Raw genomic sequence first — 13,406 nt, forward strand, 5'->3', positions numbered from 1 at the left:
CAAATGCCGTGAAAGTGCTATTCCCAAAGGGAATTGGCGACACTGCACTTGACGTTTTTGTGTGAATTTGCCCAAACTTACCGTGCGAAACGAGCAGCTTCTTGTTTGGCACAGCCCGTGAGGTTGGGTTGTAAAAATACACCCGAATGGGTGGAGTTTCTGGAAGAGGTAAACATGAAAAAAGCCGTAATTCTTGGCGCGTTGACTGTCGTAGGCCTAGTGCCCGGCGTTTGCGTTGCCGCCACGGCAGACGACGTAAAAGCGCGGGGGAAGCTGAACTGTGGCGTCGTCGACGAATTGGTCGGCTTTGCTGCTGAAGATGCGAACGGCGTTTGGGACGGTTTTGATGTTGGCATGTGTCGCGCGGTTGCCGCGGCAGTGTTGGGCGACCCTACGGCCGTTGAATTCGTGCGCACCACCGGAAAGACAAGCTTCGCCGCGCTGGCCGCTGGCGAAATCGATTTGCTTGCGCGTAATACCACGTGGACATTCTCACGCGATGTCGGTCGAAAGTTCGATTTCGTCGGCGTGAACTATTACGATGGTCAGGGCTTCATGGTTCCCAAGGATCTTGGCGTGTCCTCGGCGAAAGACCTGAACGGCGCGGCCGTTTGCGTCGAAATGGATACCACCTCTGAGCTGAACCTTGAGGATTTCTTCCGGTCCAACAACATCAGTTATGAACGTGTCGCAGTTGAATCCAACACCGACGCGCAAAAGCAGTATCTTGCCGGAGCCTGCGAGGTTTACACCACCGACGCATCCGGGCTTGCGGCAACGCGGGCGACATTCGAAGACCCATCCGCGCATATTCTGCTGCCCGAGATCATTTCGAAAGAGCCGCTTGGCCCACTTGTTCGGCACGGCGACAACGAATGGGGCGACATTGTTCGCTGGACATTGAACGCGCTTATTTCGGCGGAAGAGCTGGGGATTACCTCGGTTAATATCGCTGATCTGTCCGAGGGGACCAATAACCCCGAAATAAACCGCATTCTGGGAACGGAAGGCAGCCTTGGCGAAATGCTTGGTCTGTCTGCTGACTGGGCCAAAAATGCGATTATGGCTGGCGGGAACTATGGCGAGTTGTTCGAAAAGAACATTGGCGTGTCCTCTCCGATTGGGTTGGCGCGCGGGCTGAATGCGCAATGGGTCGACGGCGGGCTGCTTTACTCTCCTCCGTTTCGATAGGTTTTTGGTTTAGGGCGCGGAAATCTTGCGCCCTAAACCTGCGGGCCCTCTTTTGCTGGCGCCAAGATTCGGCGGTGGGCGATCATCGCCCGATATGCGGTTAAGCGCGTGGCAAACGGAGTGGCCTAGGAATGCCCCAGCGATCATCAGATGCCACATCCAGCACTGCCGATGTGGGGCCGTCAGCTAAGGTCGCCATTCAGATTAGTGGTTTGAACAAGTGGTACGGCAAGTTCCATGTTCTGCGCGACATCAATCTGACAGTGCATGAAGGCGAGCGGATCGTCATTGCGGGGCCGTCAGGGTCGGGCAAGTCCACACTGATCCGTTGCATCAACCGGCTTGAACAGTATCAATCGGGTCGGATCATCGTGGATGGGACTGAACTGACATCCGACACAAAGAACATCGATAAAATCCGGTCAGAAGTCGGCATGTGCTTTCAGAACTTCAACCTGTTTCCGCATCTAACGGTTCTGGAAAACTGCACGCTTGCGCCGATCAAGGTGCGAAAGGTTTCCCGCAAAGACGCCGAAGTGGCGGCCATGCATTTCCTTGAAAAGGTGAAAATCCCCGAACAGGCCGATAAGTACCCCGACCAACTTTCCGGTGGTCAGCAACAGCGCGTGGCGATCGCCCGCGCGCTTTGTATGAAGCCACGCATCATGCTTTTTGACGAGCCGACCTCGGCACTTGACCCCGAGATGATCAAAGAGGTGCTGGATACGATGATCGAGCTTGCCGAAGAGGGGATGACGATGCTTTGCGTTACCCATGAAATGGGCTTTGCCCGTAAGGTCGCCAACCGCGTGATTTTTATGGACGAGGGCCAGATCGTTGAACAGGACGAACCCGAAGCGTTCTTTAACAACCCAAAATCGGAACGGACAAAACTGTTCCTAAGTCAGGTGCTTGGTCACTGATCATCGGGTCGGGCGGGTCATTTCGCGATATCCAATTCACCGGGAACAATGAAATCAACCGCCGTACCGGTGCCAAACCGAACATCCGCCCAATCATCAGCGTCGAAATCAACCACGAGGGTCGCACAGGTGGGGTATGCGCCAAAGCGTGGATGGTCAGGCCGTGCCGACAGCAAACGAGTGGCAAAGTCTCCGATACCCGGGTTGTGGCCTAGCATCAGCACAGGGCTGGCCGCAGATTGCCGCAGCACCTCCATCATGCGCTCTGCCGGGGCATGATAAAGCGCGGGGTCGCGGCGCATCACCGTGCCTTGAGGAAAAGAGGGCGCCATTCTCTCCCAAGTCTCTACGGTGCGGCGCGCGGTGGAACTGACCACTTCGGCCGGTAGATACCCCAAGTTTGACAACCATTCAGCAATGGCCGGCGCTGCGCGCTGTCCGCGCTTGTTCAGCACGCGATCATGATCATCCTGAAAAGGATCGTCCCAGCTGGACTTGGCGTGGCGCACAAGGATCAACCGCAAGGTCATGGGTGAAATGCTGCCATGTGGAACGCGGACTGTTCCGGTTTCCGGTCATAGGATTGGCTGATAGGGCATGCGCGGCGCACGTTGCAGCCCTGTGTCATGCAATCGTTCCCATCGGGGGTGTCCAAAAACGTGTGGCAGGTGTCCAACGCATAGCCGGGGCCCGACATCGCCCCAGCAGGGCAGGCATCGCGGCATGGCTGCTCTATGCAGGTGTCGCAGGGGCGCGCAGGCAATGGAGGCAGGGCGATACGCTCTGGCAGGGCAAGCGCCCCCCGATAAGAGGCAAACAGCCCCGCAACATCATGAACAAGCAAGGATACCGGCGACGGCCACGCACGGCCTGATCTGTTGGCCCAACGGATGAAAGGTTGGAACGGCGGCCCGCCAAACGGGAACAAGGGTGTTGCGCCGAATTCATCCGCCATTTTGGAAATCACACGCGTTGACCAACGATCCAAGCGGTTGCAACAGCCATCAAGATATTCGGGTGACGCAGTGAAATGCGGCCAAAACCCAGGTTCGTTTGGCCCCAGCAGGATAAGCGTTCCGCAGCCTTCCGGCGCATGATCGCCGGGGGAGGGATGAAATGCACCGAAAACCGTAAGCGCGTCTGTGAGGGCGCGATCGCAGATATCAGCGTAGGTCACCATCAGGCATCACCGCGGCTGGCGGATAAGAGAACCCGCGCCATGTTCGGTGAAAAGCTCTAGCAAGCAGGCGTTGGGTGCGCGACCGTCCAGAATAACGACCGCGCGAACGCCACCGTTGATCGCGTCAAGTGCGGTTTCCGTTTTCGGAATCATGCCGCCGGCGATGACGCCCTCTTCGGTCATTTTGCGGATCTGGTCTGGGGACAGTTCAGTAACGACCTCTCCGGTTTGGTCTTTAACGCCCGCAACGTCGGTCAGCAGCAAAAGGCGATCAGCCTTCAGCGCCGCCGCGATCGCGCCAGCCGCCGTATCACCGTTCACGTTATAGGTTTCGCCATTTCGCCCGGCACCAAGTGGCGCAACAACCGGGATCATTTCAGCGGTGAACAGTTGGCGCAGAACACCGGGGTTCATTTCAACCGGGGTGCCGACATAGCCAAGGTCAGGATTTGTCTGCTCGCAGATCATCAGGTTGGCATCTTTGCCCGACAGGCCCACGGCTTTGCCGCCTTGGCTGTTGATGGCTTGCACGATGCGCTTGTTCACAAGACCGGACAGAACCATTTCAACGACCTTAACGGCCGCTGCGTCGGTCACGCGTTTGCCGTTCACGAATTCGGATTTGATATCCAGCTTGTCCAGCATCTCGTTGATCATGGGGCCGCCGCCATGCACGATCACAGGGTTCAAACCGACCTGTTGCATCAGCACGATATCCCGGGCGAAGCTTTCCATCGCTGCGTCATCGCCCATCGCGTTGCCGCCGAACTTTATCACGACGGTCGCGTCATCGTAGCGCTGCAAGTAAGGAAGGGCTTCCGAAAGGGTTCGGGCGGTGGCGATCCAGTCGCGGTTCATAGCTGTCTGCTTCTTCATGGTCGGTCCTTGGGTGCTCACCCGTGGTAAACCGGTGCTGGGGCTACGGCAAGTGTTCTGCGATTGCCGCGCGGTGACTGGTTATTCAAGCGTGGCGATGATGGATCGCAATGTGGGAATGCCGTCGCCTTTTTCAGAGCTGGTCAGCACGATTTCAGGATAGGCTGCCGGGTGTTTGGACAACGCGCCACGAACCTGATCCAACACTTTGCCGCGGTCTTTGTCTTTTACCTTGTCGGCCTTTGTCAGAACCGCCTGAAATGTGACCGCGGATTGATCAAGAAGCTTCATGATCTCTTCGTCTACGGGTTTTACGCCGTGGCGGGCATCAATCAGCACAAAGGCACGTCGCAGGGTCTGACGGCCGGAAAGATAGGCTTTCAGCAGGCGCTGCCACTTTTCCACGACAGGCAGTGGCGCTTCGGCGTAGCCATAGCCGGGAAGGTCGACCAGATAGTGGCTGTCGGCCAGCGTGAAGAAGTTAATCTCTTGTGTGCGACCGGGCGTGTTCGACGCGCGCGCCAGTCCCTTGCGGCCTGTTAGCGCGTTGATCAACGTGGATTTGCCCACGTTAGAGCGGCCTGCGAAACACACCTCTAGGCGGTCAGCGGGCGGCAGGCCGTCCATGGCGACGACGCCTTTTAGAAAGTCGGTTTCGCCGGCAAAAAGTTTGCGGCCAATTTCAGATGTCGCGTGATCGGGCGTTTCTGCTTCGGGGAAGGGAAGTTGCATTACAGGACCTTTGCCATGTCGTTCAGGCGTACGGTTCCGCCAATTGTTACTGTTGCCTTCAGGCCGAAATCGGTGTGACCCCAGCCGTCGCGCAACGCTTTTAGGGTGTCGGCGTCGCGCTCTCCGGTTTCGGGGTTCGCTTCGGTCGCGCGGCAGCGTTTGATGCGCTCTTCGACTTTCAACTCTACGTCGCCGATGCGAACGGTCTTTCCGACCCAAGCCAGCTCTTCAAACGGGGCAAGCCCGTCCAACCAAAGGTTTCCACGAAAGCGACGTGGGTCAAGCGTTTTCCCCAACTTTTCAGACAGCGCCTGAAGCGAGGTCAGGCTAAGAATCGCAACAGACGCGAAGTCGGCGTCGGCCATTCCGATTTCTGGGGCCGCGATCAACTGGCGCGGTGCGGGGCGTTCGGCGGGATAGAGCGGCCCAAGCCACGACACCAGTTTGGCACCGTCGGTACGTGGGTTGATTGAAAGCGGGGGGCGATTGGGGTGCGACAGCGTGATGATGTCGCCAGCGGATTGCGCGCGCACCGCCATCAGGGCTGGGGCATAACAACCACGCGCGAAGTTGCGGCAGGGCTGCCATTCACCGGTGTCAGGTGTGTCACCGGTCAGAACGGCCCACGCCCGGTCGCCGGGCAAAGGGCGGTTCGGGGTCAGGGCCACATCTTTCAGCGGCTCTGCCCCGATCCCTTTAATCGGATGGCGCCATATTTGCGCCAGCCGTTCCATTACTTGCTGTCCGTCTTGGGTTTCTTGCGGAACCCGGACACGATGTTGCCGATGATGTCAGGCTTGTACCCTTGGCTGCGCATGATCAGGTACTGCTGCGTGAACGTGATCGTGTTGTTCGCGATCCAGTACAGCACCAGGCCAGATGCAAAGCTGCCCAGCATGAACATGAACACCCACGGCATCCAGGCAAAGATCATCGCCTGTGCCGGATCTGTGGGCGCAGGGTTCAGTTTCTGCTGCAAGTACATCGAGATGCCAAGGAAGATCGGCAAGATGCCCAGCGACAGGATTTGCAGGATGCCAAGATCTGGCACGGCAAATGGCAGAAGCCCAAACAGGTTGAAGATCGACGATGGGTCCGGCGCGGAAAGGTCGCGAATCCAGCCCAGCCACGGCGCGTGCCGCAGTTCGATCGTTACAAAGATCACCTTATAGAGCGAGAAGAAGATCGGGATCTGCAGAAGGATCGGCAAACAGCCCGAAGCTGGGTTCACTTTTTCCTTCTTATAAAGCGCCATCATTTCCTGCTGGAGCTTCTGGCGATCTTCGCCCGCTTTCTCTTTGATCTTCTCCATCTGCGGCTGAAGCTCTTTCATCTTCGCCATAGAGACGTAGGACTTATATGCCAGCGGGAACAGAAGTGCCTTGATCAACAGGGTCAGTGCGATGATCGACCAGCCCATGTTGCCAATCAGGCCATTCAGCCAGTGCAGAACCGCGAAGATCGGCTTGGTCAGGAAGAAGAACCAACCCCAGTCAATGGAATCGATGAACCGATAGATGCCGGCCTTGTTCTCATAATCGCGAATTTCTTCCCATTCCTTCGCACCGGCAAACAGCATTGTGTCTGCTTGGGCGGATGCGCCGGGCTCTACCGCGATGACGGGTAGGCGGGATTCGACCTGATAGATGTCAGCCTGTGCCACATATTTTGCTACCGATGTGAACGATTGGCCGGGGGCGGGGATAAGCGTGGTCATCCAGTATTTGTCGGTAAAACCGATCCAGCCGTTTGTTTCTACCTGTGCGACTTCGGCACGGGCACCTTCGCGTTCAACAAAGGTCATATCGGGCATGTCGCCGTATGAGATTTCTTCAAGTTCCTTGTCGGACTGGCGCACAACGCCTTCGTGCAGGATGAAGAACTTTGTCTGCTCTGGCTCGCCATGGCGGGCAACGATGCCATAGGGGGCCAACCGAACCGCCGCGCCGGTGTTGTTCTTAACCGATTGCGTGACAGAGAACATATAGTTCTGGTCGATCGAAATCTTACGGTTGAAGACCAAGCCATTGCCGTTGTCCCACGCCAAGACGATTGGCGTTTCAACGGTCAGGTCTTTGCCTTCTGCCAAGGACCATTCGGTTTGAGGGCCAGGAACCGCGTCATTTGCCAGATCACCAGCGGGTGCCCAGCCATACAATGCGTAATAGGGGCGATCGCTGCCAACGGGGGCGAGCAAGTTCACAGTAGGCGAGTCAGGCTCTTGTGTTTCTTGGTAATCGCTTAGGGCCAGCGTATCGATCCGGCCGCCCAGCAAAGAAATGGAACCTGACAGGCGTGGGGTTTTCACCGCTACGCGTGGTGCGTCTGCGGCAGGTTTTGCAAGTGCCGCAGTTGATGCCGCGCCATCGGTCGCGCCAATAACAGGAGAGGGCGGTGTCGGCGCAATGCCGTTCGTCGCCCCAACCGTCATCTGATCTTGCGGGATTTGTGCTGGTTCCTCTGGCGGGAAAAGGATGAACCAAACGAGGATCACCAAAAAGCTAAGCGCCGTTGCGAGGATGAGATTTTTGTTCTGATCGTCCATTCGTGGCCGCCATCCGTCCTTTTGAAGGTGATGGAGGTTCAACAGAAGGCCGCACCGAAGGTCAAGCGCTTTTCCCCCCACAGGCCAAGGTTACCCGGTATGGCGGCCCAGACTTGCCGTTTGAGCCAGCTTTTCGCCGTGTTTTTGGATCCAGGCGATCGTATCTTCGAATGGCATCGGGCGTGCGATGCCGAACCCTTGAACATGGCCACAGCCCAGTTGCGAAAGCATTGCATGCTCTCCGACGGTTTCGACGCCTTCGGCGATGGTGGCTAGGTTCAGCCGTTCGGCCATCGTCAGAATTGCGGCCACCATGTCTTGTTGCGCGCGATCCTGATCCAGCCGCGCCACGAAAGAGCGATCAATCTTCAGTCGTGCGATATCAAACCGGCGGATCGAAGCGAAAGACGCCTGACCGGTGCCGAAATCATCCAGATCAACGCCGCAGCCCAACGCCGAAAGTGCGGCGATGTTGCGCGACACCATCCCGTCAGATGCCCCTGCGACGACGGTTTCCAAGACTTCGATGGTCAGGCGGTCTGGCGTCAGGTCGAACCTGTCCAACTCCCACTCTATCTTGTCGACCAGTTTGGGGTTGCGCAGTTCCGCACTGGAAAAGTTCACTCCGACCGAGGGAACAGTCAGCCCCGCACGGTCCCAGCTTCGCAGGGCGGAAAAAGCGTTGAACAAGATTTCTTCAGTCAGACGCTCTGACAGGCCGCATTGTTCAATCGTTCCCAGAAACTGATCCGGTGGAATCAGGCCCCGTTGCGGATGACGCCAGCGTGCCAGAGCCTCAAAACCGGACACTTTTCCAGTGTCGGTGCACAGCTGGGGTTGAAACCATGAAACGATCTGTCCGGTTTCCAACGCGTGCGAAATTTCACCTGAAAGATCGCTGTCTACCGCGACATGAGCCTTCATGTCCGGCGAAAATGACCGGATCGTGCCGGGGCCAGTTTGCTGGGCTTCGTGTAACGCGGTCTCCGCGGAAGCCAAGATCGCTTCGCCATCCACGGTTGATCCGCGCCCTGAAATGCAGAAACCGATAGAACAGCTTAGATAAACAGAGGTCGCGTCAATGCTGATCGGCTCTTTCACAGCATCCTGAAGCCGCCCGGATATTTGCAGTAGCGTTTCAAGATCCGCGCGGTGCATCGGTGCCAGCGCGATGGCAAGTGATGCGTGCCCAAGCCGCCCCACAACATCGCCGTTGCGCAGCGCGACCCCCAAACGTTCCGCGACACGTTCCAACGCCTTGTTCGCGGCTTGCGTGCCAAATTCGCCTTCAAGGTCATCCAAGCCTTCGATGGAAATGGCCAAAGATGCGGTTTGCTTGCCCGTTTTGGCGTATTCGGCTTGCGCGTCGGTCAGGGCGGTGACGATTGCGGGGCGCAGGCACAAACCGGTTTGGGCATCAGTGCTGCCAGACGTGTCGTCGGAAAAGCGTGTGATCGCGCCATAGGCTGCGCACAAAACCGGTGTAATGATCGCAGCGGTGACAAGCGCTGTTTCACCAAGGTGCCAGAACGCGGCAAGCAAGGTGCCCGGTAATATCGCAATGCCCACCGATGACATGAATGACGGGCGCAAGCGAAGCAGAGTTGGGCCGATGGCGCGGTTCATTAGAAAAGCGTCCTTGTCTGTTCCGAGGCAGGAGGCCACCGGTTCAGAAGGACGCTAAGAAGTTAAGGTCAGCGAAATGTTAACGTAGCTTCGGAATTTCAGACGTATTTTCAACAGTTTCTACATTTTCCCGTATCAGGCCCGCAAAATCGAACAGCTTTGGGTCAAGCAAGTGCGATGGCCGCGCGTTCATCAGGGACCGGAACATAACCTGACGGCGACCGGGGCTGTTTGCCTCCCAACCATCAAGGATCTGTTTGACCTGTTGGCGTTGAAGCCCATCCTGACTGCCGCACAGGTCGCAGGGAATGATCGGGTAGTTCATGGAACGCGCGAATTTTTCACAATCGGCTTCGGCCACGTGGGCGAGGGGGCGATAGACGAACAAGTCGCCCTCTTCATTCACCAGTTTCGGGGGCATGGTGGCAAGCCGCCCGCCGTGGAACAGGTTCATGAAAAACGTTTCAAGGATGTCATCGCGGTGGTGGCCCAGCACGACCGCGCTGCAGCCTTCTTCGCGGGCGATACGGTACAGGTTGCCACGGCGCAGGCGTGAACACAGCGCACAATAGGTCCGCCCTTGGGGGACCTTATCCTTCACAATCGAATAGGTGTCTTGATATTCGATCCGGTGCGGGACCTGCATCTTTTCCAAAAATGCCGGAAGCACGGTGGCCGGGAAATTGGGCTGCCCTTGGTCAAGGTTGCAGGCCAGCAGGTCAACCGGCAAAAGCCCGCGCCATTTCAATTCGTACAAAACCGCAAGCAGGGTATAGCTGTCTTTACCGCCCGAAAGGCAGACAAGCCAACGCGCGCCGCGTTCGATCATGCCGTATTGTTCGATCGCTTCACGCGTGTAGCGCACGATGCGCTTGCGAAGCTTTTTGAACTCGGTCGTCGAGGGCGCGCCGTGGAACAGCGGGTGAATTTCGTCTGTATCGTCAAGCATGTCTGAACGGCTCTGACCAAAATGCGCGGGCTGCGCCCGCAAGTGATTGTGTATTTTACGTACCTGCCTGTCAGGGATCAATCAGGCGATGGTGGCTGCGACGCGGATCGGGATTTGGGGTCTGGCACTGGATCATAGCCTGTGGAGCCGAAAGGATGGCATCGCAAGATGCGCCGGGCCGCCAGCCAGCCGCCTTTTATGCCACCGTGTTTTTCCAACGCTTCCAGCGCATAAGCCGAACATGTCGGCTGATAGCGGCAATTGTGCCCAACCCAAGCGGAAAACACAGCCCGATAGGCGCGTACGGGTAGGGAAAGAAGGAAGGCGAGGGGGCTCAAGTCTGATTCCCGTGGATTTGCTTCAGGGCGCGGCGCAGGTCATTCTGAAGTTCAATATAGGGGCGCGTCGCGGTGGAGCCAGCGCGACCGATAAGCACATAATCCCACCCCGGAACGCCATCCTGACGCAATATATCATGTGCAATCGCACGCAGGCGGCGTTTGGCGCGGTTGCGCGCGACGGCATTGCCCACCTTTTTGGAACACGTGTATCCGATACGGATCGCGCTTGGCTGATCCTCATCAGCGCCGCGTTTGCGGGCCTGAAGGACAAAGCCCTTGGTCGCTTGCCGCTGGGCCCGCGCTGCGCGCAGAAAATCCGCCCGCTTGGTCAGGGTATGCAGACATGCGAAAACCGCCGGTGGGGTGTCCGCAGCGTTCGGCTGTTTGCCTGCCACGTTTACCTCCGGCGGTATCATGTGCCTAATGCCTTACGGCAGGGCTTATGCGCAGAGCGACTTCCGGCCCTTCGCACGACGTGCGTTAAGGATCTTGCGGCCGGCCTTGGTGGCCATACGCGCGCGGAAGCCGTGACGGCGCTTGCGAACAAGGTTGCTCGGTTGGAAAGTGCGTTTCATCGCTGTGGCTCCGTGTGGTCAGGCCCAAACCCCGCATGGATTCGAGGGCCGTTAATGTTCGAAGCCCGTCCTTTAGGGGTAACCAACGGGTAAGTCAATTCGCAGTTAGCGGGTTTTCTGCAACAAATCGGCCATAAGTGCGCCGAACAACCGGGGCGATGTTACAGAAGACGCGAATTTGGCCCTAGTTCTGCAACATTGGATCACCCTAGATCAACCCGTTGTGAATACCCTGTCGCCCGCCGCCGAAGCACCGCATGTTAGGGCAAGACCTGAGGACAAGAGCGGAATGGAAAAACCCCCAATGAGCGACGCGACAGAAACACCGGAAACGGGCGCTTTGCGCCATGTGCCCCTAATTGCGATTCTATTGGTCGCGATTGTTGGGGCGTTCACATTGCGGGATTATTTGTCTTTTGATGCGCTGGCCGAGCATCGCGAAGCGCTTATTGCGTTTCGGGACGCGCATTACCTGTTAACGGCGCTGGGCTTCATGGCGGTTTACATCCTTATCGTCGCCTTTTCGTTGCCCGGTGCCACGATCGCGACATTGACGGGTGGTTTCTTGTTCGGGCTGTTTCCAGGGGCCTTGCTGAACATCACCGGGGCAACAATCGGGGCTACGGCAATTTTTCTGGCTGCGCGCTGGGGTATGGGCGCGAAACTGGCCGCCAAGATGGATGCCAGCGGTGGCATGGCCGGACATCTAAAGGACGCGATTCGCGAGAATGAGCTTTCGGTTCTTTTCCTTATTCGCCTTGTCCCTGCGGTGCCTTTCGTTGTGGCAAATATTATTCCTGCGCTTGTTGGTGTTTCGCTGTCGCGTTTTGTGTTCACCACATTCTTCGGGATTATTCCGGGCGGTGTCGTCTACACATGGGTCGGCGCCGGGCTGGGAGAGGTATTCGCCCGCGGCGAAACGCCCAACCTTGGCATTATATTTGAGCCACAGATCCTTGGGCCGATCCTTGGGCTGTGTGCGCTGGCCGCCTTGCCGATCGTAATAAAGGCAATCCGCCGCAAAAAGGATATCTAAGATGAACCGGATCAAGACAGACCTCTGCATCATTGGTGCGGGTTCCGCTGGGTTGTCGCTTGCTGCGGGTGCCGTGCAGATGGGTGCGACGACCGTTCTTGTCGAAGGGCACAAGATGGGCGGCGATTGCCTGAACTATGGTTGCGTGCCGTCCAAGGCGCTGTTGGCCGCCGGGAAAAAGGCCCAAGCCATGCGTGATGCGGGTTTCGGCGTGACCGGTGTGGAGCCGACGGTGGATTATGCCGCCGCCAAGGATCACGTTGCGAAGGTCATTGCGACCATTGCGCCCCATGACAGCGAAGAGCGGTTCGAAGGCTTGGGCGTGAACGTTATCCGCGAATACGGAGAGTTCATTTCCGAAACCGAGCTTCGCGCAGGCGATACGGTGATCGAAGCACGCCGGTTTGTGATTGCCACGGGATCGTCCCCTTTCGTGCCACCCATTCCGGGGATCGAAGGTGTTCCGCACCACACGAATGAAACCATCTTTGATCTGCGTGAAAAGCCTGAACACCTGATCATTATCGGTGGTGGGCCAATCGGCATGGAGATGGCGCAGGCGCATCGGCGCCTAGGCTGCAAGGTCACAGTTATCGAAGGTGCCAAGGCGCTGGGCAACGATGACCCGGAATTGGCTGCCGTCATTCTGGAAAACATCCGTGCAGAAGGTGTTGAGGTCGTTGAAGGTCAGCAAGCGGCGAAAATTTCGGGGGCCGAGGGCGCGATCACTGTGGAAACAGCGGATGGTACGGTTTTCACCGGCACCCATCTTTTGATGGCGGTTGGCCGCAAACCTAATATCGACCGTCTGAAACTAAGCGCGGCTGGCGTTGAAACCACGCGGGCTGGGGTAAGCGTTGGCGCAGACATGCGTTCCACGAACCGGCGCATCTATGCGATCGGGGATGTGGCGGGCGGGCTGCAGTTCACCCATGTTGCGGGGTATCATGCGGGCGTCGTCATACGCTCCATCCTGTTGGCGCTGCCTGCGAAGGCGCGGACCGATCACGTTCCTTGGGTCACTTATACTGACCCCGAATTGGCTCAAGTTGGGCTGACCGAAGCACAAGCCCGCGAAAAGCACGGTGATAAGCTGACCGTCGTGCGCTTTGATTACAGCGGGAATGACCGCGCGATTGCGACCGGTAAAACGGTGGGCCTTATTAAGGTGATGATCGTGAAAGGGAAGCCGGTTGGTGCCTCTATCGTGGGGGCGGAAGCCGGGGAATTGATTGGCATTTGGGCGCTGGCCATCGCAAATGGGCTGAAGATGAGCGCGATTGCCAACATGATTGCGCCCTATCCGACCCTGGGGGAGGTTAACAAGCGTGCCGCGGGTGCCTATTTCTCTCCGAAGCTTTTTGATAACCCTTGGGTGAAACGGGCGGTTCGTATCGTCCAAAAGGTATTACCCTGATCCGCCTTTAGGGGG

Annotated in this window: 15 protein-coding genes; 4 read left to right on the top strand and 11 right to left on the bottom strand. The window is 57.6% G+C overall.

The window, feature by feature from the left end; genetic code table 11:
- Positions 1–174: 174 nt before the first annotated feature.
- Complete coding sequence (locus COL8621_RS01090; protein ID WP_093965468.1) at positions 175–1,191, top strand: amino acid ABC transporter substrate-binding protein; 1,017 nt, start codon at positions 175–177, stop codon at positions 1,189–1,191.
- A gap of 131 nt (positions 1,192–1,322) precedes the next feature.
- A complete protein-coding gene (locus COL8621_RS01095) occupies positions 1,323–2,114 on the top strand; it encodes an amino acid ABC transporter ATP-binding protein (protein ID WP_093965470.1) in 792 nt (263 codons plus the stop codon).
- Positions 2,115–2,131: 17 nt separating this feature from the next.
- Here the strand turns inward: COL8621_RS01095 and COL8621_RS01100 are convergent, their stop codons facing one another.
- From COL8621_RS01100 to rpmH, 11 genes are all read right to left on the bottom strand, one after another.
- On the bottom strand, positions 2,132–2,644 hold the full coding sequence (locus COL8621_RS01100) for a SixA phosphatase family protein (protein ID WP_093965472.1): 513 nt from the start codon (positions 2,642–2,644) through the stop codon (positions 2,132–2,134).
- Positions 2,641–3,294: a ferredoxin gene (locus COL8621_RS01105; protein WP_093965475.1), complete on the bottom strand. Its 654-nt coding sequence runs from the start codon at positions 3,292–3,294 to the stop codon at positions 2,641–2,643. The genes COL8621_RS01100 and COL8621_RS01105 overlap by 4 nt, the downstream gene beginning before the upstream one ends.
- Before the next feature lie 6 nt (positions 3,295–3,300).
- Positions 3,301–4,170, bottom strand: coding sequence for an acetylglutamate kinase (argB, locus tag COL8621_RS01110; protein ID WP_093965478.1), 870 nt, complete (start codon positions 4,168–4,170; stop codon positions 3,301–3,303).
- A gap of 81 nt (positions 4,171–4,251) precedes the next feature.
- Entirely contained in the window at positions 4,252–4,902 is a 651-nt protein-coding gene (yihA, locus tag COL8621_RS01115; RefSeq protein WP_093965481.1) for a ribosome biogenesis GTP-binding protein YihA/YsxC, read from the bottom strand.
- Positions 4,902–5,636, bottom strand: a complete 735-nt coding sequence (locus tag COL8621_RS01120; RefSeq protein WP_093965483.1) for an MOSC domain-containing protein — start codon at positions 5,634–5,636, stop codon at positions 4,902–4,904. The genes yihA and COL8621_RS01120 overlap by 1 nt, the downstream gene beginning before the upstream one ends.
- Positions 5,636–7,447 carry a membrane protein insertase YidC gene (yidC, locus tag COL8621_RS01125; protein ID WP_093965485.1) on the bottom strand — a complete coding sequence of 604 codons (1,812 nt, stop codon included), beginning with the start codon at positions 7,445–7,447 and terminating at the stop codon, positions 5,636–5,638. Before yidC ends, COL8621_RS01120 begins: the two co-directional genes overlap by 1 nt.
- Before the next feature lie 90 nt (positions 7,448–7,537).
- Positions 7,538–9,073 (bottom strand): putative bifunctional diguanylate cyclase/phosphodiesterase, encoded by a 1,536-nt coding sequence (locus COL8621_RS01130; protein ID WP_093965486.1) that lies wholly within the window; start codon positions 9,071–9,073, stop codon positions 7,538–7,540.
- Between the two features lie 79 nt (positions 9,074–9,152).
- Positions 9,153–10,022, bottom strand: a complete 870-nt coding sequence (gene ttcA / locus COL8621_RS01135) for a tRNA 2-thiocytidine(32) synthetase TtcA (protein WP_093965488.1) — start codon at positions 10,020–10,022, stop codon at positions 9,153–9,155.
- Between the two features lie 77 nt (positions 10,023–10,099).
- Positions 10,100–10,360, bottom strand: coding sequence for a membrane protein insertion efficiency factor YidD (yidD, locus tag COL8621_RS01140; RefSeq protein ID WP_093965489.1), 261 nt, complete (start codon positions 10,358–10,360; stop codon positions 10,100–10,102).
- Positions 10,357–10,779, bottom strand: coding sequence for a ribonuclease P protein component (rnpA, locus tag COL8621_RS01145; protein ID WP_093965490.1), 423 nt, complete (start codon positions 10,777–10,779; stop codon positions 10,357–10,359). The genes yidD and rnpA overlap by 4 nt, the downstream gene beginning before the upstream one ends.
- Positions 10,780–10,803: 24 nt before the next feature.
- The gene (gene rpmH, locus COL8621_RS01150) at positions 10,804–10,938 is read right to left on the bottom strand and encodes a 50S ribosomal protein L34 (RefSeq protein ID WP_093965492.1); all 135 of its coding nucleotides are present in this window, start codon (positions 10,936–10,938) and stop codon (positions 10,804–10,806) included.
- 304 nt (positions 10,939–11,242) lie between these two features.
- Between rpmH and COL8621_RS01155 the strand changes: the two genes are divergently transcribed.
- Positions 11,243–11,974, top strand: coding sequence for a TVP38/TMEM64 family protein (locus COL8621_RS01155; protein ID WP_093965494.1), 732 nt, complete (start codon positions 11,243–11,245; stop codon positions 11,972–11,974).
- A gap of 1 nt (position 11,975) precedes the next feature.
- Complete coding sequence (locus COL8621_RS01160; RefSeq protein WP_093965495.1) at positions 11,976–13,391, top strand: dihydrolipoyl dehydrogenase family protein; 1,416 nt, start codon at positions 11,976–11,978, stop codon at positions 13,389–13,391.
- Positions 13,392–13,406: the final 15 nt, after the last annotated feature.

Origin of the sequence: Actibacterium lipolyticum (assembly GCF_900184935.1) — a bacterium.
Lineage (GTDB): Bacteria > Pseudomonadota > Alphaproteobacteria > Rhodobacterales > Rhodobacteraceae > Actibacterium_A > Actibacterium_A lipolyticum.